The 22,831-nt window shown below is 42.7% G+C and carries 24 protein-coding genes and 2 pseudogenes; 2 read left to right on the forward strand and 24 right to left on the reverse strand.

Annotated features, from left to right (window positions below):
• Nucleotides 1-3 precede the first annotated feature (3 nt).
• The 15 genes from FOC72_RS07320 to FOC72_RS07390 form a co-directional block, all read right to left on the reverse strand.
• Nucleotides 4-1,386 carry a M20/M25/M40 family metallo-hydrolase gene (locus tag FOC72_RS07320; RefSeq protein ID WP_002896274.1) on the reverse strand — a complete coding sequence of 461 codons (1,383 nt, stop codon included), beginning with the start codon at nt 1,384-1,386 and terminating at the stop codon, nt 4-6.
• A gap of 116 nt (nt 1,387-1,502) precedes the next feature.
• Nucleotides 1,503-2,330 carry an amino acid ABC transporter substrate-binding protein gene (locus FOC72_RS07325; protein WP_032914242.1) on the reverse strand — a complete coding sequence of 276 codons (828 nt, stop codon included), beginning with the start codon at nt 2,328-2,330 and terminating at the stop codon, nt 1,503-1,505.
• Between the two features lie 118 nt (nt 2,331-2,448).
• Complete coding sequence (locus tag FOC72_RS07330; RefSeq protein WP_032914244.1) at nt 2,449-3,591, reverse strand: M20 peptidase aminoacylase family protein; 1,143 nt, start codon at nt 3,589-3,591, stop codon at nt 2,449-2,451.
• 214 nt (nt 3,592-3,805) lie between these two features.
• Nucleotides 3,806-4,522 (reverse strand): YebC/PmpR family DNA-binding transcriptional regulator, encoded by a 717-nt coding sequence (locus tag FOC72_RS07335; RefSeq protein WP_002896277.1) that lies wholly within the window; start codon nt 4,520-4,522, stop codon nt 3,806-3,808.
• 240 nt (nt 4,523-4,762) lie between these two features.
• On the reverse strand, nt 4,763-5,128 hold the full coding sequence (locus FOC72_RS07340) for a hypothetical protein (RefSeq protein ID WP_032914328.1): 366 nt from the start codon (nt 5,126-5,128) through the stop codon (nt 4,763-4,765).
• 230 nt (nt 5,129-5,358) lie between these two features.
• Nucleotides 5,359-6,162: a DUF6612 family protein gene (locus tag FOC72_RS07345; protein ID WP_002896279.1), complete on the reverse strand. Its 804-nt coding sequence runs from the start codon at nt 6,160-6,162 to the stop codon at nt 5,359-5,361.
• 206 nt (nt 6,163-6,368) lie between these two features.
• Nucleotides 6,369-7,463 carry a nucleotidyltransferase gene (locus FOC72_RS07350; RefSeq protein WP_002896280.1) on the reverse strand — a complete coding sequence of 365 codons (1,095 nt, stop codon included), beginning with the start codon at nt 7,461-7,463 and terminating at the stop codon, nt 6,369-6,371.
• Nucleotide 7,464: 1 nt separating this feature from the next.
• Nucleotides 7,465-8,199: a class I SAM-dependent DNA methyltransferase gene (locus tag FOC72_RS07355; RefSeq protein ID WP_002896281.1), complete on the reverse strand. Its 735-nt coding sequence runs from the start codon at nt 8,197-8,199 to the stop codon at nt 7,465-7,467.
• A gap of 74 nt (nt 8,200-8,273) precedes the next feature.
• On the reverse strand, nt 8,274-8,639 hold the full coding sequence (gene rsfS / locus FOC72_RS07360; protein ID WP_002896282.1) for a ribosome silencing factor: 366 nt from the start codon (nt 8,637-8,639) through the stop codon (nt 8,274-8,276).
• A gap of 9 nt (nt 8,640-8,648) precedes the next feature.
• A complete protein-coding gene (locus tag FOC72_RS07365; protein ID WP_002896283.1) occupies nt 8,649-9,152 on the reverse strand; it encodes a cysteine hydrolase family protein in 504 nt (167 codons plus the stop codon).
• Nucleotides 9,149-9,748, reverse strand: coding sequence for a bis(5'-nucleosyl)-tetraphosphatase (symmetrical) YqeK (gene yqeK / locus FOC72_RS07370; RefSeq protein ID WP_002896285.1), 600 nt, complete (start codon nt 9,746-9,748; stop codon nt 9,149-9,151). The genes FOC72_RS07365 and yqeK overlap by 4 nt, the downstream gene beginning before the upstream one ends.
• Nucleotides 9,745-10,377 (reverse strand): nicotinate-nucleotide adenylyltransferase, encoded by a 633-nt coding sequence (locus FOC72_RS07375; protein WP_002896286.1) that lies wholly within the window; start codon nt 10,375-10,377, stop codon nt 9,745-9,747. Before FOC72_RS07375 ends, yqeK begins: the two co-directional genes overlap by 4 nt.
• A gap of 26 nt (nt 10,378-10,403) precedes the next feature.
• Nucleotides 10,404-10,715 (reverse strand): ribosome assembly RNA-binding protein YhbY, encoded by a 312-nt coding sequence (gene yhbY, locus FOC72_RS07380; protein ID WP_002896287.1) that lies wholly within the window; start codon nt 10,713-10,715, stop codon nt 10,404-10,406.
• Between the two features lie 107 nt (nt 10,716-10,822).
• A complete protein-coding gene (yqeH, locus tag FOC72_RS07385; protein ID WP_002896288.1) occupies nt 10,823-11,929 on the reverse strand; it encodes a ribosome biogenesis GTPase YqeH in 1,107 nt (368 codons plus the stop codon).
• 2 nt (nt 11,930-11,931) lie between these two features.
• Nucleotides 11,932-12,459: a YqeG family HAD IIIA-type phosphatase gene (locus FOC72_RS07390; RefSeq protein WP_032914247.1), complete on the reverse strand. Its 528-nt coding sequence runs from the start codon at nt 12,457-12,459 to the stop codon at nt 11,932-11,934.
• A 131-nt stretch (nt 12,460-12,590) separates the two neighbouring features.
• Here FOC72_RS07390 and FOC72_RS07395 point away from each other — a divergent pair, with 131 nt between their 5' ends.
• Nucleotides 12,591-13,217 carry a TVP38/TMEM64 family protein gene (locus FOC72_RS07395; protein ID WP_002896290.1) on the forward strand — a complete coding sequence of 209 codons (627 nt, stop codon included), beginning with the start codon at nt 12,591-12,593 and terminating at the stop codon, nt 13,215-13,217.
• Between the two features lie 68 nt (nt 13,218-13,285).
• Nucleotides 13,286-13,390 (forward strand): annotated as a pseudogene (locus FOC72_RS11570) (helix-turn-helix domain-containing protein); the annotation flags it as partial.
• 104 nt (nt 13,391-13,494) lie between these two features.
• Here the strand turns inward: FOC72_RS11570 and FOC72_RS07405 are convergent.
• The 9 genes and pseudogenes from FOC72_RS07405 to gatC form a co-directional block, all read right to left on the reverse strand.
• On the reverse strand, nt 13,495-14,541 hold the full coding sequence (locus FOC72_RS07405) for a 2,3-butanediol dehydrogenase (RefSeq protein WP_032914249.1): 1,047 nt from the start codon (nt 14,539-14,541) through the stop codon (nt 13,495-13,497).
• Between the two features lie 121 nt (nt 14,542-14,662).
• Complete coding sequence (locus FOC72_RS07410; protein WP_002898121.1) at nt 14,663-15,019, reverse strand: hypothetical protein; 357 nt, start codon at nt 15,017-15,019, stop codon at nt 14,663-14,665.
• A gap of 91 nt (nt 15,020-15,110) precedes the next feature.
• Nucleotides 15,111-16,085, reverse strand: coding sequence for a hypothetical protein (locus FOC72_RS07415; RefSeq protein WP_002896298.1), 975 nt, complete (start codon nt 16,083-16,085; stop codon nt 15,111-15,113).
• 15 nt (nt 16,086-16,100) lie between these two features.
• Nucleotides 16,101-17,627 carry a hypothetical protein gene (locus tag FOC72_RS11575; protein WP_002896299.1) on the reverse strand — a complete coding sequence of 509 codons (1,527 nt, stop codon included), beginning with the start codon at nt 17,625-17,627 and terminating at the stop codon, nt 16,101-16,103.
• A 3-nt stretch (nt 17,628-17,630) separates the two neighbouring features.
• On the reverse strand, nt 17,631-18,449 hold the full coding sequence (locus FOC72_RS07425; RefSeq protein ID WP_002896301.1) for a hypothetical protein: 819 nt from the start codon (nt 18,447-18,449) through the stop codon (nt 17,631-17,633).
• A 94-nt stretch (nt 18,450-18,543) separates the two neighbouring features.
• A pseudogene (locus FOC72_RS11735) lies at nt 18,544-18,688 on the reverse strand (hypothetical protein); the annotation flags it as partial.
• A 760-nt stretch (nt 18,689-19,448) separates the two neighbouring features.
• Complete coding sequence (gene gatB, locus FOC72_RS07435) at nt 19,449-20,882, reverse strand: Asp-tRNA(Asn)/Glu-tRNA(Gln) amidotransferase subunit GatB (protein WP_002896303.1); 1,434 nt, start codon at nt 20,880-20,882, stop codon at nt 19,449-19,451.
• Complete coding sequence (gatA, locus tag FOC72_RS07440; protein WP_002896304.1) at nt 20,882-22,348, reverse strand: Asp-tRNA(Asn)/Glu-tRNA(Gln) amidotransferase subunit GatA; 1,467 nt, start codon at nt 22,346-22,348, stop codon at nt 20,882-20,884. The genes gatB and gatA overlap by 1 nt, the downstream gene beginning before the upstream one ends.
• The gene (gatC, locus tag FOC72_RS07445; RefSeq protein WP_002896305.1) at nt 22,348-22,650 is read right to left on the reverse strand and encodes an Asp-tRNA(Asn)/Glu-tRNA(Gln) amidotransferase subunit GatC; all 303 of its coding nucleotides are present in this window, start codon (nt 22,648-22,650) and stop codon (nt 22,348-22,350) included. The genes gatA and gatC overlap by 1 nt, the downstream gene beginning before the upstream one ends.
• Between the last annotated feature and the right edge of the window lie 181 nt (nt 22,651-22,831).

Genomic DNA, 22,831 nt, shown 5'->3' on the forward strand with positions numbered 1-22,831 from the left:
CCGCTAGTCAGCTTGACGGTAACTGCCAATCAAGTCTTGAATGAGCTCTATATGTGTATAGTAATCAGCAATTTTCACATTCTCATCTCCTCCATGGTCTCGGCTGTTGGCATTTCCAAGTCCGAAAGCTGCCATAGGAACCTCCAAGGCTTCATAGACCGTGTGCATCGGACCAGTTCCAGCTGAAGTCGGCAGTACAGAGACGCCTTCTTGATAATAATCTTTAGCCAGCTCGATAAGATTGAGAATGGAAGGTGCACTCATGTCGCTGCGATAGCTCATTTCTCCCAAGGTATAAGTCAGCTCAACTGCCGGATAGCCATTCTTGTCCAGCTGCTGACGAATCTTGTCTAACACATCCTCTGGCTCCAGACCTGGCACCAGACGAACCTCCATCTTGGCCTGGGCGTCTGAAGGTAAAATGGTTTTAACCCCTTGGCCTTGATAGCCTGATCCGAAGCCTTCAATATTAAGCGAAGGTTCAAAGTAAAAGCGACGGAGAAATTCCTTCCGCTCGTCCAGCAAAACCGGCAATTTCAAGCCATAGACCTGACTCAGTTCTTCAGGAGTCCGTAGGGCATATTCCTCAATCAGAGCCAGCTCCCGTTCATTTGGCTCTTGAACCTGCTCATGAATACCCTCAACCAGGATTCGGCCGTCTGGACTGCGCAAGCTGGATAGAGCATTGAGCAAATACCAAGAAGCTGAATTGATAACACCGCCGAAGCTAGAATGAATGTCTACATCTGCACTTTTGACCGTCATATCAAAGGTAACAATTCCCTTATTACCGCCTGAGATTTCCAGCTGACCTAGATTGTTGCGGCTGCCTTGCTCCCAAACCAGTAAATCTGCTCCTTGCAGGCGTTTGCGATGCTTGGCCAAATATTTATCCAAGTCTGTCGAAGCAGACTCTTCTGCCCCTTCCATCATAAAGATGATATTGACTGGTAAATCACCGTGCTCTCGAACATACTTGCGAACAGCCGTCAAACGAGCAGTAATGTGCCCCTTGTCATCATCCACTCCTCGCCCATACATAACCCCATAATGAACTGACAGCGTAAAGGGATCATTGGTCCAAGGCTGGTCATCATCTGCCGGCACTGTATCGTAGTGGTTGTAGAAAATAACGGTCTTAGCAGCAGGATTTGAAGAAAGAAACTCCGCCAAAACAAATGGAGCAGTATAGCTATCGTCAATCATGACCTTGGCACCTGCAGCTGTAAAAATCTCTCCCAAATAGTTGGCTACTTCCTGCAGGCCAATCTGCTGGGCAAAGATTGATTTTTTAGAAATCAAGGTTCGCAGCACTTCAAAATAGTGCTGGGCCACCTCGTCGTTTTCAAATTTCTTGATTTGTTCAGTCTCAGTTGAGAAAGGCATGCGTTACTCCTATTAACAGCAGATAAAGGGCTGGGGAAATAAGCTTCCCCGCCCTTATCGTATTTCTTGTATCAAAGTCTAGTCAGCCAAATGCAGACCGAACTTGATGGGATTTCTTACTTGATATCTTTTGCATCTGGCAGGTAAGAACCGCCAAAGAATTCTTGTGAAAGTTTTTCAAGCGTACCGTCCTCATAGAGTTCCTTGATTCGCTTGTTGACAAATTTTTGCAGGTCTTCCTGACCGCTTGCAATAATCGGATAGACATAAGGCTGCTGGTCGCTTGGAAGCTCAATCACTTCCAGATTTTTCAAGCCTTGGTCTTTGATAATAGACTCTACAGTTATGCGCTCAAAAACCTTATAGTCCGTACGGCCGTCATTCAGATTGGCCAAGATTTGCTGAATGGTTCCGTCCGTATAATTGATTTTTGTCGGATTATCGCTATGTTCCTTGTTATAGTCCTCTAGTTGCTGAGCTGTTGAAGTCCCCTGAACAACCTCAGTAGACTTGCCGCCAATGTCATCCAGCGATTTGATGCCCTCACCCTTACGGACAACTAAAACTGTTGGATTTTTCGCATATGGACTAGCATAGAGATATTTGTTAGCCCGTTCTTCAGAGTAGCTGATATTATTGGCACCGATCTGGTAGCGATCGCTGTCCAGACCTGAGAAAATAGAAGCCCACTTGGTCTTATTGAAATTGACTTCATACTTGTCTGAGTCCTTAAAGATAGCACGAAGGACTTCGATATCGTAGCCAGTCAGTTTACCGTCTTTATCCTCGTATGAAAATGGTTTGGTCGTTCCCACTGTTCCGACTTCTACCTTTATTTTCTCTGTTTTCTTATTACTTGATGATGAGCAAGCCACCAAGGCACCAATGGCCAAGACACTGACAGCCGCCAGAGAGAAGTATTTCAAGGTTTTCTTCAGGTTCATATTTCGAATTCCTCCTAAAAAGTCTTTCTTTATCATATCAAATAAGGAGAAACTTGACCATTATATATTTTTTATGGAGGTGATAGCTTTTCTTTATCAGCTTTGAGGCAGTCATTATTTAAGCTTTCTGCCTGTAGTGCTGCAGGAGAAAGAGGGCGCTCTCCACATAGTAAGGAACGGAAACTTTGAAAGCTTCGTCGTCAATGATCATGCTGTCGTGATGGAGGTCAGGAGCATTTTCTGCCCCATTTGAGCCGATAAAGGCAAAGACGCCTGGAAGCTTCTCCTGATAAAAGGCAAAATCTTCTCCAGCCGAGGATGGATTGGCTGGCAGAACCTCTGCCAGATTCTGTGAGTGCTCATAGAGCAGCTCGGCCAATTCGGGATCGTTATAGGTCACTGGCGGTGTATGGTCCCAAGAAATCCTGACTTGAGCTCCAAAATTCTCTGCTGTATTCTCTACAATTCGGACAAAGTCTTCCTTGAGACGCTGCTGCAAGGTCGGATTGAAGCTGCGAATGGTTCCTTCAAAAAAGCCTGACTGCGGTAGTACATTCCAAGTCGCTCCAGCTTCTATATGGGTTACAGATAAGACAGCTGCTTCAAAAGGAGACACTATGCGGGCCACTAGAGCCTGCAGATTTTGAATCATACTGGTTAAGGTCAATACTGTATCAACCCCCAGATCTGGCCTAGCCGCATGACTGCTGACTCCTTCTACCTCAACCTTAAACTTCTCAACCCCAGCCATCATGGATCCAGCTTTAAGTGCCAGCTGCCCCGCCTTAAGCTGGGGCATATTGTGAAAGCCGATAATAGCAGACACATCGTCCAGCAAACCAGTCGCAAGAACCTGACTAGCTCCCTGAGAAGTTTCCTCAGCCGGCTGAAAAATCAGACGAACTGTCCCTCTCAAATCATCTTCCATAGCCTTGAGCAGCTCCGCTGCTCCCAAGAGGCTGGTCTGATGAAAATCATGGCCGCAAGCGTGCATGACGCCTGAATTCTGACTGGCGTAAGGCAGACCAGTCCGCTCCAAAATGGGCAGAGCATCGATATCAGCCCTCAGGGCAATAACCGGCTTGCCAGAGCCAACCTCGGCAACTAGGCCCGTTTTCAGATCAGATTCCAAAATCCTAATCTCCAAATCTTCCAGGTAGGCTTTTAGGAAAGCCGTCGTTTCAAATTCCTGCCCAGACAGCTCTGGATGCTGATGAAGATAATGCCGCATTTGCATCAGTTTATCATAAAATTTTTTCATGGCCGACTCCTTTACTCGAATACACCTATCTACCATCCAGTATAGCACAAAGCTGGACGCAGAAACAAAAATAGAGAGCAAATAATCAATAATCAGCCCTCTAATTTTTGTACTATGACTTTTGTACTTTACCATACTTAGCTGCATTGGTAAATACAGTTTGATACTTCTCATTACAGAAAAACCTGTAGCTCCAACTACAGGTCAAGTATCTTTAGAATCCATCTACATTCGTATAGATTTTTTGGACATCTTCATCGTCTTCTAAAACGCTATAAAGTTTTTCAAAAGTTTCCAGATCGTCACCAGTCAACTCTACTTCGGACTGAGGAATCATTTCTAGTTCGGTTACTTGGAATTCTTGAATGCCAGATTCACGCAGAGCCACGATAGCCTTGTGAAGGTCAGTTGGCGCTGTATAGACAGTGATGCTTCCTTCTTCTGCTTCAACATCATCAACATCCACATCCGCTTCCAGCAGCTGTTCAAAGACGCTGTCGGCATCGTCACCCGCAAAGACAATCACACCTTTATTATCAAACAAATAGGATACAGAGCCGCTAGCTCCCATATTACCGCCATTTTTACCAAAAGCAGCACGGACATTGGCTGCAGTCCGATTGACATTTGAAGTCAGAGTATCGACAATCAGCATAGAACCGTTTGGCCCAAATCCTTCATAGCGGCCTTCAGTAAAGGTTTCGTCGGTGTTTCCTTTTGCCTTATCAATAGCTTTGTCAATAACATGCTTCGGCACCTGAGCCTGCTTAGCTCGGTCAATAACAAATTTCAAAGCTGTGTTAGACTCTGGATCTGGATCACCTTTTTTAGCCGCTACATAGATTTCTACACCAAACTTAGCATACACTTTTGAGTTTGCGCCGTCTTTGGCCGTTTTCTTTGCCACAATATTGGCCCATTTACGTCCCATTGGAGATTCTCCTTTTGATAAATTACATTTTTAATCTTTCTTATTATAACACAGGGAATCAGAAAAATCACTAAGAAAAAATGATAGCTTTTAGAAGAACCAGCTTGGTTTCTTTAACTTTACACCTATTTCTATTCCATAAAAAATCCAGCCGCTAACACAGCAACTGGACGGTAAATTCTATTTCCTGAAACTAGCAGGTCTGTCATAGCGGACCTTTACCGAAATCCATCAAAAATATCACTGATAATTTTTCACAATAGGCAAATCCGGTTTGCATCTGCTTAAACAGGCAAAAACATCCTCTATTCGGCCATCTAAAAAAGTGACATCTACTCGAACGGACTTGCCATGATAAGGCTTGACATATAGGTAGTCTCTCCGATAGTACCTGACTCCCAGTCGAAAAGAAGCCTGCCCATCAGAAGTTCTTCCCCAAGCCGGCCGGTAAAAGACACTTTCCAGCTGATTCCAAGCAAAGCTATGCTCTTTCAAGAAAGCTCCTCGCACGGTCAAGCCCCATTCTGTTCCCGCAAGAACAAAGCACTTTTTACTCAGCTTGCGTCCCGCATGAACTATTGCAAAGATTTCGACTACAGCAGTCATGAAAAAAGCAAGTATAAAAGGCAAACTGAACGAGCGTATTCCTGCTCCAGGCATAGCCTTTTCGAAAGAAAATAGTATAAAGTAAGCTAAAGTTCCGAAAATAAGGCTTAAGGCTAAAAAAACAGATGCCAAGATGACTATGGTCAAATAGAGTCCTCTACGGTAGCGAAAAGCAAACAATAAAGGCATGACTTTTCCTTTCTTTCTCAGCTAATAGTTTTGCTTATGCTTTACTGAGGCGCCTTAAACTCATCTTCCTCTACCTTATTCCAGTCAGAATATTGAGTATCTGTTTGAACATCCAAACTACCTTCTTCACCTTTATAAGATAGACCTAGCTTAAAGTCTTTTAAGAATAAGGTCTTTTTATCCAAGCGTACTTCTAACGTTTTATCCATATCAGCCTGAGTAACACCTGTCAGCTCTAGTTTGAATTCTTCACCAAAGAGCCCCAGCAAGTCAGCATTTTTACTGCTTAATTTAAAGACATATTCATCACCGCTTTCCTTTACAGTGACATCATCAGCCATTTGATAAAAGCCATCCATGAGTTTGAAATAATCGGGCTGAACATAATAATCTGCCCCGCTTCCCATTTCTTGCTTAGTCCATGTTCCATTTTTAGAAGAACGAGTATACAAAAGTTTATTCTCTCCGCCTGGCATAATCGCTTCTTGATAACTCTCCTGACCGCTCTCTTTTCCATCTATGATTAAATGCCCCTTGGCCAGCTCATCCGTGCTTTTATCATAGAGAAGATCCCCGCTCATCGTTTGAGTTTTATTGGAACCATCAACAGTGATAGATAATTTCACCTTCATTTTCATTGAAGTTAGATCTTCATTCGCAGTTTCTGCTTTCTCCAAGAGTTCTTCAATATCATCAGAAGAAGTATTCTTTTGGCTCTCACGGGAGCTATTCTCAGTTCCACCCTGATTCTTTTGAGAATGCTTCTGCCCAATTAAGCTACAAGCCCCTAAACTAAGCGTAAGCAAGGCTGTAAGGGCCATAAAGGTAATCTTTTTGAATTTCATGAGTCTTCCTCCTTTGAGACATGGATATAAAAGATAATCATTCAATCAAGCCCAGCAAAGTTTTATTAACCAAATGTTAGCTTTCATACCTACAGTCAAACCACTAAAAAGCAAATTATGCTCCTTAGCAAAAACAAGTTTATTTGTTTATTATACCATTTTTTATTTACCGTCGCAAACAAAGCAAAAAGGCTGAATATTCAGCCTTACTTGTCTTTCATAATCGGAACCCGTCCAAAATTCTGTTCCGTAAGTGCAGGATTGCCTAGCTGATAGACCTTGTCGGCCTTCTGGGTTAGACTATCCCACGGTTCCTTGCCGATACGGCTGACCAATTCAACTTTTCCCTTAAGTTTGGACAAATGCTGGCGCCCCTGCTCGGAAAAACCTAAAATATGGATGCCAGACGGCAACTCTTCTTGCCTAGCTCCGACTAGGATATAGGTCAGCAGACGCCGAACCCTAGCCTTGGTATAGCGCTTGGTTGCTACCTGCTCAACTAGATCTTCTATGGTCTCACTGCTTTTCAAGGCCACTCTAATCCTGACGGCCAACTCCTGATTGACCTGATAAAAGTCTGTTAAATCCGGACAGGTCACTATCTGGTAACGGAGATAAGGAAAAAAGTCCGACCAGATCACCTTGGGAGCCGTTTCAAGCAAGTGATAGGCTGGGGTGAATTTCTTGAGAAAGTCTGGCTGATCCAGATTCTGACGAAGGGCAGTTGCGGAAGCAAATTCCTGATTAGCTGACAAGGAATGGTAGCCAGCCCCCTGACGTTGAATCGGACACAGCTTTATAGCCTTTCCCGCCACAGCCTTAGCATAGGCCAAGCCTAAGATATGATTGGGCGTAGAGCCTGAGAAATTGAGCCCTGCAAACTCCTGCCACATAGCCTGAGTCTTTTGAGGATAGGAGAGGGAATCAGACAAGCCAGCCAGATAAGCCTCCATCTGCTCTGCCTTTTCACCATAGACCTTGGAAATACTCTCATAATCCAGCACTTCCTCAGTTCCAAAAGTCAGCTGTTCGATGCCCAGTCTCTCTAAAATATCTACTGCCCCCTTAGCGAAAAAGTCTGCCGCCTGAACGCTGACCAAGAAAGGCAGCTCAAGGACCAAATCCGCTCCCGCTTCTAAAGCCATCTGTGCCCGAGTCCACTTATCCACGATAGCCGGCTCCCCTCGCTGAACAAAATTACCACTCATAGCGATAATTTTCAGACCAGCAGCCTGCTCCAGCAGATATTTGTGCCCATTATGAAAAGGATTAAACTCTGCGATAATACCGGTAACTGTCATCTCATTTCTCCGCCACAAAGAACCAACGAACGCTCTTGTCAGTCGGCTCCTTGTCCTCAAAGTCCGCATAAACCTTGACATTCTTAAAGCCAGTCTGCTCCAGCAAGATATCATAGGTCAGGATCTCATAGGTCCGCTCCTCATGCACCTCATCATGGCGCGTGAAGCGCCCATCTTCGTCTTGGACAAAGAAGGTCAGCTCATGCACGATGGAATGAGGCGGTTCGTCCGCATAAGAATCCCAGACCATAGCAAAGGTTTCAGCATTTTCATGATAAGAATAGCCAGGAAAAACCTCGTCAATCTGGTAAATCGAGTGCACGTCAAAGATAAAACGACCGCCCTCATTTAGATGCTGGTAGACTTGAATGAAAACCTGACCGACATCGACTTCGTCTTCCATATAGCAAATCGAGTCCGAATAACAAGTCACCAAATCAAACTGACCGACGCCACTCAAATCCAGCATATTGCCCTGGATAAAGGGAATATCCAAACCGGCCTCTCTGCTACGTTTCTCCGCCAAATCCAGCATTTCCTGACTAAGGTCCAACCCCGTTACATCAAAACCAGCTTGCTTAAAATAAATGGACTGAATGCCCGTACCACAGGCCAACTCCAGCAGCTTTTTCTTATCCTTGGGAAAATGACGCAGGCTGAAATCTGTCCACTTCTCATACAAAGAATCATCCATAATCGCATCGTAAACCGACGCGAAGGTTTCATAAGTTGCCATACTTTTCCTTTCAAAAATAGCCCAGCCAGCAGGCTGACTGAGCTAAATTCTGCTTTCTGCCTAAGGGCAAAAAATCACTTGTTTTTTTCTTCCAATAAGACTGCAACATCCACACCAGTCGCTTCGTGCCAGAGTTTTTCCAGATTGTAATGCGCCCGCATTTCCTCAGAAAAGACATGGACAACGATGCCGCCCAAGTCTAAGAGCACCCAGCCGCCAGCTGCGTCTCCCTCAACATGACCAGCAGAAACACCCGCCGCCGCAGCTTTCTCACGGATATTTTCAGCGACTGCATCCAGCTGACGACTGTTCATCGAGCTGACGATAACAAAATAATCTGTCACAGTAGTCAGACCTTGCAAGTCCAACGCCACAATATCTTCTGCACGCTTTTCATCGGCCGCTTTCACGACCAGTTCCAATAATTCTTGTTCTTTCATAGTTCCTCTTTAATTAAAAATGTTTTTGTAATCTAGAACATCCACAAAACGTCTGTCCCAAATTTTTTGGTAAAAAGTATTTATTTTTTCTGCCGAAGCGTCTTCTCCATCAAAAGTTGTAAAAGCACCCTCTGGAATGACGAGTTTATAATCAAATTCAAATCCAACTTTAACCGATGCATCTACACAATATTCTGTCTGCATTCCACATAAAACTAGACGACCAATATCTTCTTTATCCAAGTAATCCTTCAAACCTGTCTCTTTAAATATACTATTATACTTCTTCTGAAAGACCTTTTCATCTGACTTCCGATTTAAGAGAGGAGACAACTGCCAATCTTCCAATGCACTGTCTTCTGGATTTTCCATATGCTGAATATAGATAATTTCGACACCTTTACTCCTAGCCTGATGCTGCAGAAAGGAAATTTTATCCATCATTTTATCAGACTGAAAACCTGTTTCCACTAAGATATTTTGTACATCTATAATGATTAGAGCTGTTTTCATTCTTCTATTTCCTTCAAATACCCTACAAAGGCATTGTAGGTCTCCAAGGTCTGCGGATAGATGGGCATCTTCTTATGGGCTAGATGCTCCACAGTCCTTGCTGTTTCATAGGCCACAGCTTGATTGAGTGAGCGCTGAGCCAGCTCTCTGGCCTTGTCAACTCCCGGAAAGTCCCGGTTTTGCTCGATATAGTCAGCGACATAGACCACCTTGTCCAGCTCAGACATGGTGCCACTGCCCACTGTATGAACCTCGATGGCTCGCAGAATCTCAGTATCTTTCACTCCCAAATCTTCCTGAATCTTGTAAATGCCCGCCATGCCATGCCAGACATTATTGCCCCAGTTTTTCAGGTCAGGATCCAGCTTGTATTTGTCAATCAAGGATAGGAAATCCTCATCCGAGACCTTTTTGGCATAGTCGTGTAGAAGTCCTGCCAAACCCGCTTTTTCGACGTCAAGACCGAAGCGCTCCGCTAATTCTCGAGCAGCCTTTTCCACACCCAGACAATGCCGCAGGCGTTTCTCGGGCATAACAGTTTCCATCTTAGCCAGTAAGGCTTCACGACTCATACTGATATAGCTTTCATAGGTCATAGATAAAGCCCTTCTTTCTTAATATAGTCTAAGACCGGCTGAGGCAGCAGGAAATTAGGAGTCCGTCCCTGAGCCAGAAAATCCCGCACCATGCTGGAGGAAATATCCATAAGCGGTACATCTACCCAGATGACAGGGTAAGAAGTCCCCGCCTTGTAGCGCGGTCGCTGAACACCGACAAACTGAACCAGCTCAACCAGCTCATCAATCCGGTACCACTTAGGAAGATAGTCCACCATATCTGCACCGATGATAAAGTAATAGTCCGTATCTGGATGCTGCTCTGTCAGGAGCTTCATGGTGTCGTAGGTATAGGAAATTCCCTTGCGCTCCAGCTCAATGGTTTCAATCCCTAATCCTGCAATGCCCTCAATAGCCAGCTCCAACATTTTCAGCCGATGCCTTTCATCGATGGTTTCTTTCTTGTCCACATGGGGCGGCTCGTACTCTGGCATGAGCAGGACCTGATCTAAGCCCAACTGTTGGCGGACCTGATCTGCCACGACCAAATGAGCATTGTGGACAGGATTGAAATTCCCACCTAAAATGCCAATCTGCTTGCGTTTTTTATCTTTAACTTCTGGTTCTAAATCCACCTTGGTAAAGGGGGTCAGTAATTCAATAGCCATAGGCTGACATCTCCACAGAAATTTTTTTAAATTTGCTTGACTTTGACAGAAAGTTTGCGATTTTCCTTCTTGCTGGACTGCTTGTAGAGAATCAAGATCCGGCCAATCTTCTGCACCGTATCCACTCCGATTTCTTCTTCCAAAATCTCCGCGACCTCGTGGATATTCTCATCCGTATTCTGCAAGAGCGTAACCTTGATCAGTTCTCGTGCGTCCAGTGCCTGACGGACGCTGGTTTTGATTTGGTCATTAAGTCCATTTTTCCCAATCTGAATGATCGGTTTGAGACTATGTGCCTGACTGTTGAGAAAGGCCCGTTGTTTTGATGTTAGTGTCATGTTCTTCTATAAGGCTTGAGACAGCTAGGATTCGCTTTGCTCCCCACTGTTCATGGCCTTTTCCTTCCTTATTTTAAGGAGATCTATTCCCCTTGGTTTCTTGAGTATTATATAATAGCTTTCCGAGTGACAACCGCTACACCCTCTGGCGCCCAACCAGCTACTCGGGCAGGTCCACTGACGCGAAGCCAGCCCAGACCAGAGAAAACGATATCCGTCTTGTCCTTGATGGTAAATTCATGCTTGACCAAGGTTGGAAATTCTTCCTTTTCCTTGCCAACTGGCGGCACTAAGAGACCGCCGACATGCTTGTCATAAAAATCGCTAGCACCTTCCAACTTGGTCCGGTGGAGCTTAAGCTCATTGTCAAAATAAGCCGTGAAGCCTTGCTTGTCACCTGCCACAAAGTCGAAACGGCCTAGACCACCCAAAAAGAGGGTTTGATTTGGATTAAGCTGGTAGGTTTTGGGCTTGATTTCCTTTTTGGGACTGATATATTTGAGATTCTTAGCAGAAAGATAGTGAGCCATCTGGTGACGATGGATAATGCCCGGCGTATCATAGATATGACTGCCATCTGCCAAAGGAATCTCGATTTTATCCAAAGTTGTGCCCGGAAAGCGCGAAGTCGTAATAATATCCTTATCGCCCGTGATTTCCTGAATAATGGCGTTAATCAGAGTGGACTTGCCTACATTAGTCACGCCGACCACATAAACGTCACGTCCCTTGCGGCAATGCTCAATCTTGTCAATCAAGTCCTTGATGGCCTGCTTGTTCTGAGCAGAAGTCAATACCACATCGACTGGACGCAGGCCTTCTTCGTGAGCCCGCTCCGTCAGCCACTGGGTCACCTTGCTATCCTTGACCGACTTTGGCAGAATGTCCTTTTTATTCCCAACCAAGAGAACATCGTTTCCAGCGACAAAGCGAGGCAGGCCAGGGATGACCGATCCATTAAAGTCAAAAATATCGACAACATTGACGACCAAAGCGTCGCTATCTCCAACCTCATGCAGAAGCCGCAGAAAGTCATCATCCGTCAGCTGGACATCGCTGATTTCATTATAATGGCGCAGGCGGAAACAGCGCTGACAATAGAGTTCACCTGTCTCCAAGCCTTTTTCTAGAGCTGACTGAGGCGTGTAGCCCAGCTTGCCCTTCTCTTCTGTCTGAATAGGGGCTCCGCAGCCGATACAGAGAAGTTCTTCCATGCTTAAATTCCTTTTTTGTATTGAATTGGACCGTATTTTTCAGTAATTTTCTTGAGCACTCGGCGTTCACGCGCCCGATTGATCTGGGTCTTGATAGAGTCGTGCTCGACCAGTGGTTTGACCAAAATCGAACGAATCCCGGCCCGATGAGCAGCTCGAATATCCGTCATGAGCTGATCGCCCACCATGACCACTTCCTTTTTTTTAAAATGAAAAAGCTTGAGCGCCCGGTCAATTCCCCAAGTGAAGGGTTTCATGGCCCAGTAGATATAGTCAATTTCAAACTTTTCAACAGCCCGCTTAACCCGTTTTTGGTTATTATTAGACACCACGATTATCCGAATGCCCGCGTCCCGCAAATCATGAAGCCACTTCTTCATCTCTGGGGTCCCGTCAGGATTATTCCAAGCAATCAGGGTATTATCCAAATCCACCAAAACTGCTTTAATCCCCTGTTTTTTCAAACTCTCTACTGTCAAATCGTAAACTGCCTCAACTGCAAAGTCCGGCATATAATCTTCAATCGCCACATCTCTCTCCAAAAATTCGTATTCTCATTATTATAGCATAAAATGGGCTTTTTGGCACTTACAGCCTCAAAGATTACAAAAAGGGCAAAAGATGATATAGTAGTGATAGTATAAATGTTCTGGAGGTTTGTATGGCAGAAAAAAACAGGCAGATGCAGGCTGTTTCTCCTCTTTTGCAAAAGATTATCAACTGGTCGTCCGCCATTGGCGCTTTAGGAACGGTGGCTTTTTGCATCTGGGCCTATTTCGCTGGCATCCTCCAGTCCAAGGAAACTCTCTCAGCCTTTATCCAGCAGGCAGGCATCTGGGGACCACCCCTCTTTATCTTTCTGCAAATTCTACAGACGGTTGTGCCCATTATCCCCGGCGCCCTGACCTCTGTCGCTGGAGTTTTCATTTACGGCCATATCGTCGGCACCATATATAACTATATCGGCATTGTCATTGGCTGCGCCTTGATATTTTATCTGGCGCGCACCTACGGTCCGGCTTTTGTCCAGTCTGTCGTCAGCAAGCGCACCTATGATAAATATATCGGCTGGCTGGATAAGGGTAATCGCTTTGAACGCTTCTTTATTTTCATGATGATTTGGCCTATCAGTCCAGCCGACTTTCTCTGCATGCTGGCCGCCCTGACCAAGATGACTTTCAAAAAGTACATGCTGATTATCCTTCTCTGCAAGCCCATCACCCTCGTCATCTATACCTACGGACTGACTTATATCATTGATTTTTTCTGGAAAATGGTCTCCAAATAAAAAGAAGTTGAATTGCACCGCACCCCAAAAGTTAGACAGAAAAAATCTAACTTGTGGGGGGTTTTTAAATGAAACTAACTTATGAGGATAAAGTTCGAATCTATGAACTAAGAAAACAAGGAATCAGCTTAAAGCGACTTTCAGAAAAATATGGAATGAACCTTTCAAAACTTTTGACATCCCAACCTCTTTCTAAATCTTTACTTATTACAGCACAAACCATAAAGAAAAATCAGCCAGTTTTGACTGATTTTCGTCTCATGATTAAGCAAAGATTTTATTCTGGCGATACCAAAATCTTGATCTGCGCCTTGTCCTGAGTCAGCTCGATAAAGCCTTCTTGCACAATATCCTCTAGCTTAATCTTCTTGGTCACAAGCTTGTCTGCAGAGAAATAGCCCTGCTCCATCAGTTCCAGCACCTTAGGGAAAATATGCCGATAGGCGATAATACCCTTAAGCGATTTTTCTTGAATGGCAAATTCATTAGGGTTGATGCTAGCTTCTCGTTCCCAGATAGAAACAACCATACATTCTCCAGCCTTGTGGACAGCAGCTAAAGCTTGTCCCAGCACAACCGGCACTCCAGTCACTTCATAAGACACATCTGCTCCGCCACCAGTTAAACGATGAATAGCAGCCACCACGTCTTCGCCTTCTTCTGGTCGCACAATAATCGCCCCAAGCTCCTCTGCCTTGGCTTGGCGTTCTGGAGATAACTCGACACCATAAATCTTAGAGGCACCGGCTGCCCGCAAAGCCTCAATAATCAAGAGCCCGATTGGTCCCAAACCGAAGACAACTGCTGTATCGCCCGTCTTAAGAGCTGACTGACGGACCGCGTAAACAGCCACAGCAGCAGGTTCTGTCAAGGCTGCCTGCTCATAGCTAAGGCTGTCTGGAACTTTGTGAACAATGTCTCCGTCCAAAACACAGTATTTGGCAAAACCACCGTCTGCCGCCAAACCGACAAAGTTTAGATTAGGGTCCAGATTATAATCACCGACAAGATTATGCTTCGCTAAAATAGGCTCAACTGTTACCCGATCGCCAACTTTGACCCGTGTCACAGCACTGCCGACCTCAACAATTTCCCCAGCAAACTCATGCCCCAAAGTTACAGGCGCTTTCTGGCCAGAGTAGACATGCTCTGTTTCCGTCGGAATAAAAATCGGTCCGTCCAGATATTCATGCAAGTCAGTACCACAGATTCCTGTATACTTGACCGCAATTTTGACTTGATGCGGTTGGACTTCCGGTACATCCACTTCTTCAATACGAACATCTTTAGCGCCATACCAACGCGCAGCATTCATTTTTGCCATAAACATACCTCGCTTTATAATTTGTTAGTTTAATTGTAAACCCTTTCAGAAATCTTGTCAAAAGATTAGCTACATTTTCAAAAAAAATCATACAAAAAACCAGCATCAGCTGGTCATAGACTTATTCTGCAATTCTAGCCGAGTAAAACGGAAAAAGAAACATTAAAACAATATAAAGAATCAAGAGTATCGCACGGAGCAATCCGCCAAATAGAAAAGCAACCACTAAAGTTCCTAAACAAATAGAAAAATTAGTAAAATTTGTTTCAATCAGCAAGGTTTGTCCTGCTTTAACTGTCACTGGCTTGGTTTTCATAGGAGCTGCTCCCACACGAACAACAGCTTCTTCCCCCTCAATAGGGAAGACAGCCTCATCACCATTCTTAATTGCGCCAACTTTCTGATCATTGATAAAGATTGGAAACTTTCCAATAATTCCTACAAAACCTGTCCCACGTTTCACTTTGATTTCCGACATAAAAGACTCCTTTGTTTTTTTAATTATTTTAACATAACTGATGGCTAAAGGAAAGACGAAATAAAAGGCTATGATATTTAAAAATACTAAGCTATTCATCGCCAAAACAATCGTCAATAACATGAGAAACGTTAGTCATAACTTTAACAGTGGTTGATAACTTTTCAGAAAAAGCATCTATTGCATATCCTGATGCGAAAGTAGAAAGTTGACTTTGGAACTGAATAAACCTAGCGACCATAGTGGATAAGACAGCACCAACCGCTTTTTGAGAACGAACGATACCTGTTAGATTTACTGTTCCATAGAAAGCATCCTCCATACCATCCCTAAACGGTTGGTAAAAACCACCTAACATGCTGATAACTGTATTAATAGTCGTTGCTGCTTCTGTTAACTTTGTATCAATCGTCCCCATTGAACTCTGTACACCTGTAATAGTCCCAGAAACAGAAATTTGATCTCTTAAAATACCATAAAACTTCTTTTCTTTCTTAGCTTCAAATCGGCCTTTATAGTATATTCTTTTAGGGAAATCCATACTTATATCTTTACAAGAATCTTTCAAACTTTCTACTTTACGATTCGTTTCAGCTATAATTTCATTTGATTCATCAAGGTAAACATTAAATGCAGCAGACATCTCTTGCGCAAGCTTCTGAGCTTTAACATCAATCTGATTATCAAAAGCGCTGATAACATCTCGGTCATCAAAAATTCCACTCTCTTCAAGATACGTGTTGTAATCCTTTGCTACTGTAGCGCTTACTTCAGGGATATGACTAAAATCCATTTCTTGAATAAGAGTAGCTAACTTGGTATCTGTGGCTTCCATAGTAGCTCTAATGCTATCAGATACATTTTGCATATAAAGAACACAGGCAGAAATCGTCTGCAAATTTTGATGAATAACTCGCAAAATTTCTTGCACAGCTTGCGGAATACCGTCCCCAAACTGAGAGCGTTTATCAAGACCAGAAGTACTTTCTTCAATCATGCTTTCAAAAGAGTTTAAAAGATTTTCACCTTTTTTAGCGATATTTGTCTTACTAGATAGACCAAACATTCCATCTTTTACAGTTTAACCAGTAGAAATACTAGCATTAGTTTCAATATCACTCTTCATTTGATAAGCCGCTAGAATAACTTCCTCTAGTTTATGTACCACAGCATAATTGTCCCATCCATTACCAGCTTCATCATAATAATCGTAAAGCATACTAGTCCCTAGGTTATCAAATTTACACAAATAATCTCCCGTACTATAGCTAGCAATCCTTTGAACATTCTCTTCTACATCATCAAGATTTGAATATGCCTTATCCAATTTTTTGACTGCTTCAACAAGATTAATATTTTCTAAATGACTAGCAATTTTACCTTTTAAATTATTTCGTCTATTTGAAAGATTAAGTAAGACCTCCTCGTTGGCTAAGATGGCTTTTTGAGTTAATTCTTGCAATTCGCCAACTTGTGAAAAGCAAGTAGCTAAATTATTAGTTAATACCCTCATAGCATCGATATCTAGAAGAATCGTCTCGCTCCCTGCAAAGGCAGGAATGAGGCTTTGATTTGTTAATTTATCAGGAGAAACAGCAAATTCAAGATTTCCATCTTGATCTAAGTCAACACCATAAATAGACTCTAAAACAACTTGTCTTGAATATTTCATTGCTTCTTTGCTCTTGCGATATTTATCCATATCATGAGGAATAGGAATATCAATAGCAACAACTTTACCCAAGTACTGCGTATCCATTGTAATCCCTGTAATAGCTCTCCCCGGTGGTAGTATGACATTAGCTACACCATCAATAAAAGAATTATGAACTTTTCCTCCGAAAGAAATTTCTTGAGAAGATTGTTCCCAAGTTATATTTGTCAAGGCATCGCGGGTGGAGGAAAAAGTCATTGCATATCCTTTATAACCTTCAAGGAGTTTGCGAACTCTGGTAGCTTCTTTCTTTTCTTGCTGAACATGAAAGTCTAAATCTTCCTTATCCATAATCAATTTAAATTTTCCATAATTATCTTGATAGAAAGACTGCCCGTTTACAGACTGAGGGGCTCCCTGATAAGCTAGCATATAGGGAACTTGTCGCTCCATCGCCATACGACTGGCTAAAAAATCAGCATAAGAATGTCCAGTCCCTAGAGTGATGTTCGCACCTGATCGTTCAACCTGATCGTAAAATCCGACTGCAACATCTCCTCGTTTTTTCAAATGCAGAGAATTATTGAATCCAATAGAAGCATCCGAAAGAATATCAGACCATCCATCTGCTCCAGCATTTGTCCCTGCAAAAGCTATATATGTCTCTTCTGTAACCTTATCTTTAACTGCGATTGCCGCAACACCAGTGTCTTGGTCATACATAGCATGGGTGATTTCTATGTTTTTATTGATAGATAATTCTTTTTCCCCTTCACTAATAACAGCTTTAGTTGCTTCTATTGCTTGTTCCTTAATTTGACTGTCTGATAAATGACTTTTACCATTTTCAACTTTTTTCAATTCATCTGTGTACGCATTTTCAAATTTATAGACATAATAAGAAATATCTGCTGAAACATCCACACGTCTTTCTATAATTTCTTTTGTATTCATTTATCACTCCATATCTATCACAATTGAATTCGTAATTACAAGTAATCGTTCTTCGTCAGAGAATTCTAGTATAAGCTCAAAATGACCCTCGCTATTAATCATCACATCAACAGAGGTTGAACAATCTTTTTTTAATCCATACTTTTCTTTTAAATTATTAAAATATTTACTTGCATCTACAATATTATAATCAATCCGTTTCATACCTGTACCAGGATGTTTGGTCATGTAATCAAAAATAGATAGTTCTTGGAAAAATTCAGGCTCTAATTCCAGATTTAAAACCTCTAAATCATACTCTTGAGGTACTTCCTTATCATATTGTAATTCTCTGTTATTATACTGAACATGAAACTCCGTAGTTTGTCCCCCTTGTTCAATTACATACTCTCCCGTATTATCAGGTTTTAAATAAACACTCCTTGATATTTTACTATCAGCATTTTCATCCATCATAAAAATTTTACTGCTATATAATTTTACATTTGACAAATCTTTTTCTTCTTCCGCTAAAAAGTCAAAAAGTGGCTGAAACTCCTTCTCTAACTCGTACTGTTCTTTTGTACGGTTTTCTGGAATCCTCTCTCCACATGCACTTAATCCAAGCATTATCAATAATCCTCCTAGTAGTAAAATAATTATTTTAAAGAATTGTTTCATAGTATAGCTCCTATACTTTTTTTGTATTTTAACATATTTTAGATAAAAAATCTGCTGATTTATCAATAGCTTTTCTATAATATTCTTTATTGTCTTTTCTATGACAAAAGTGTCAATTATAGAAATACCTTCCATTTTATTTTTAGAAGATGTATATTTCATTAATTTCTTACCTAATGATAACCCTATGAAGATTCTGCCATCTATTTCATTTTCTCATAAAAAATCAGCCTCACGGCTGGTTTTCTACTGATTTCTAAAGTTTCTCCAACTCTTCATTGAGTAGTTTTTGTGCTACTTGTGGGTTGTCTTGCCCCTTAGTGACCTTCATCAACTGACCAATCAAGGTACTTGGCCGCGTTCTTATTGCCGCCCTTATAATCATTTATAGCATTTTTATGAGCACTCTCCTCTAAAACAATAGAATGAGTTATAGTAGCTATCTTATTTGAATCTATAAATTCTATTTGAAGCTCATAATCTCCATGTCCATTAATAATAACATTAACATCAACATGACATTTTTCAACAAAACCATATCTCTTTTTTAGATTGTTAAAGAATTCATAATTATCTTTAACTCTATGATCAATGCGCTTCATGTAAGTTTCGGGATGATTAGCCATGAAATCAGATATCGGAAGAGTTGAAAAAAATTTTGACGTAAGTTGCAAATTAAAAATATCTATATTATATTTTTCGGATTCTTCAACATTATTCTTATAAATTATTTTACCACTTTGAAAAGTAACGGGAATTCGTTTCTCATTTTTACCATCTTCTATTTTGTATTCTCCAGAAATTTCTGTGCCAAGATTCTCAAAGCGAATACTGCGACTTTCTGTCGTTTTTGTTTTTCTATCAGTTATGTAAATTGAGCTATTATAAATTTTCACATTTGACAAATCCTTCTCTTCTTCCGCTAAAAAGTCAAACAGTGGCTGAAACTCTTTCTCCAACTCGTACTGTTCTTTTGTGCGATTTTCTGGTATTTTCTCTCCTCAGGCGCTCAATCCTACCATTATTAATAATCCACCTAGTAGGAGAATTATTATTTTTGAAAGTTGTTTCATCCTTATTGCTCCCATGCTTTTTTTATATTTTAGCATATTTTATTTTCCACAACAAAAACCAGCCTCTCGACTGGTTTTCTACTTATTTCTATAGTTTCTCCAACTCTTCATTGAGCAGTTTTTGTGCTACTTGTGGGTTGGCTTGGCCCTTGGTTGCCTTCATGAGCTGGCCGATTAGGGACTTAGCCGCATTCTTGTTGCCGCCCTTATAGTCATTGATGGCTTTTTCATTGTTGGCAAATACTTCTTGGATGATTGGAAGAAGCTGGGCAGGGTCTGAGATTTGAATCAGGCCTGCTTTCTGTACATATTCTTTAGCAGAACCGCCATTTTTGGCCAGATGAACAAAGACCTTCTTAGCAATCTTAGAGGAAATCGTTCCGTCTGCAATCAGAGCAATCATCTCAGTCAGGTTCTCAGGTGTCAGCTCAATATCAGAGATAGTCTTGCCTTCGGCATTGAGGTATTGAGCCACTTCTCCTTGGAGCCAGTTAGAGACAGCCTTGGCGTCAGCGCCTGCCGCAACAGCTGCTTCAAAGAAGTCTGACACAGCCTTGGTCGCGGTCAGCTGCTTGGCATCGTAGTCAGACAGACCGTAGTCGCCCATATACTTAGCCCGGCGCTCTTTTGGAAAGGCAGGCAGACTACTGCGTACTTGCTCAATCCAAGCATCCTCAATCTCAAAGATTGGCAGATCAGGCTCTGGGAAGTAACGGTAGTCCGCTGAACCTTCCTTAACCCGCATGAGCAGAGTTTCGCCAGTTGCTTCGTCATAACGACGGGTTTCCTGACGGATTTGACCACCACTGCGCAGGATTTCAGCCTGGCGTTTTTCCTCAAATGCCAGACCCTTACGGACAAAGTTGAAGGAGTTAAGGTTTTTCAGCTCAGTCTTAGTACCAAACTCTTCCTGTCCGTAAGGACGGATAGAAATATTGGCGTCCACCCGCATGGAGCCCTCTTCCATCTTGACATCCGAAATACCCGTGTACTGGATGATTTCCTTGAGGGCAGTCAGATAGGCATAAGCTTCTTCTGGACTGCGCATATCTGCTTCCGATACAATCTCAATCAGCGGCACCCCTTGACGGTTGAGGTCCACATAAGAGTAACCATCGCTGCCATGGGTATTCTTTCCGGCATCTTCTTCCAAGTGGGCCCGCTCGATACGGATTTTCTTGGTCGTGCCATCTTCTAGCTCAATCTCAATCCAGCCATTGTAGCCAATCGGCTCATCAAACTGAGAAATTTGATAGGCTTTTGGATTGTCCGGATAAAAGTAATTCTTGCGGTCAAAGTGCATCTTCTGGTGAATATCCATGTTCAAAGCCAGAGCAGCCTTGATACCATAGTCAATAACACCCTTGTTCATAACAGGCAAAACACCTGGGAAGGACCAGTCAATGATATTGGTGTTGGCATTTGGATCTTCACCGAAGTGAGCTGGAGCCGGAGAGAAAATTTTTGAATTGGTCTTCAATTCAACATGGACTTCCAGTCCGATAACTGTTTCAAAGTTCATTATTTTTCACCTCCAAAGATAACTGGCTGCTGTTTGTGGTAGTCAGTCGTTGCTTCAAATGCTGCGGCTGCCTGATAGATAGTCGCTTCATCGAAGTGGTTACCAATCAACTGCAGGCCGACAGGAAGACCATCTGCAAAGCCAGCTGGGATTGAAATGCCCGGTAGGCCAGCCAGATTGACTGGAATGGTCAAAAGGTCAGCCAGATACATAGCCACTGGATCTTGATTTTGACTACCCAAATCATAAGCAACAGTTGGTGCGGTTGGACCTAAGATCAAGTCATATTTTTCAAATACCTTGGCAAAATCTTGCATAATCAAGGTCCGAACCTGACCAGCTTTCTTGAAGTAAGCATCGTAGTAACCAGATGACAAACTGAAAGTTCCCAGCATGATGCGGCGTTTCACCTCTTCACCAAAGCCTTCACTGCGAGATTTGACATAGACATCTTCTAGATTTTCAATACCTTCTGCGCGGTAGCCATAGCGAATACCGTCAAAACGTTGCAGGTTAGAGCTGGCTTCAGAAGAAGCAATGATATAGTAGACTGCTACGCCATACTTACTGTGGGGCAGGCTGACTTCTTCAACAATGGCTCCTAGACTTTCCAAGTGCTTCGCCGCTGCTAAAATAGTTTCCTTGACCTTGCTGTCAATTCCCTCACCCATGTATTCCTTAGGTAGGGCAATCTTCATCCCCTTGATGTCTTGGCCAATCTTGCTGGTAAAGTCTGGCACTGCTTCTTGTGATGATGTAGAATCCTTAGGATCATTACCAGAAATAACATTCAGAAGTTGAGCATTTTCCTTAACTGTCTGAGAGAACGGTCCAATCTGGTCTAAAGAAGAACCAAAAGCAATGAGCCCAAAACGGGAAACCCGTCCGTAGGTTGGCTTGAGACCAACTACACCGTTAAAGGAAGCGGGTTGGCGAATAGAACCACCCGTATCTGAACCCAGTGATAGACGAACCTGACCAGAAGCAACAGCTGTCGCTGAACCACCAGATGACCCACCAGGAACCTTGCTGCTGTCCCAAGCATTCTTAGTCGTCTTAAAGTAAGAGTTTTCACTGGATCCCCCCATGGCAAATTCGTCCATGTTGGTCTTTCCGACGATAATCATGTCCTTACCGTAGAGCTTCTCCACACTAGTCGCATTGAAAATCGGCTTGTAATTGTAGAGTATCTTAGAAGCAGCCGTCGTCAAAATCCCTTTGGTTGAGATATTGTCCTTAACTGCCAGCGGAATTCCGCTCATAAGATTGTCCGCATCAATGCCCTTAGCATCCAGAGCCGCAGCCTGAGCCAAAGCCTCCTCTTCGCTGACAGTAATGAAGCTATCCACAGCCGCTTCACGTTCTTTGATATCTGCCAAAGTTGCCTGAGTTAACTCTACTGCAGAAATTTCTTTCTTGACCAGCAAATCATGCAGTTCTTCAATGGTCTTGTGATTAAAAGTCATTAGGCATCTCCTCCGTCATCTAGGATGGCAGGCACTTTGATGTAGCCCCGCTCTTTTTCAGGTACATTTTGGAAAAGTTCTTCCCGGTTCCAGCCCGGCTGAGCCACATCTTCTCGCATATAGTTGATATTAGCAGCTACATTGGAAGTGAAAGGCACACCCTCTGTGTCCACTTCATTGAGCAATTCGACCATGTCGACAATCTTGGTTAATGTCGTCGCAAACTCAGCAGTTTCTTCTGGTGAAAAAGCCAGTTTTGACAACTTTGCTACGTGACTTACTTCTTCTTGAGTAATCTTCATCTCTGATTCCTTTCATAAGATATGTGATCTTTAGCGACTGAAAATAACAATTTCTAGATAACATCTTATTTCCAAGCTTCAGCTCACCTTTACTTTGACAAGCTAGGGACGCTGAATTATTTACCATCCGCTAGCTCTTTTCTTCAGCTTCTTCCTGCCATTCTGCAGGAATTCGCATCAT

It is taken from the genome of Streptococcus sanguinis (genome assembly GCF_013343115.1).
GTDB lineage: Bacteria > Bacillota > Bacilli > Lactobacillales > Streptococcaceae > Streptococcus > Streptococcus sanguinis_H.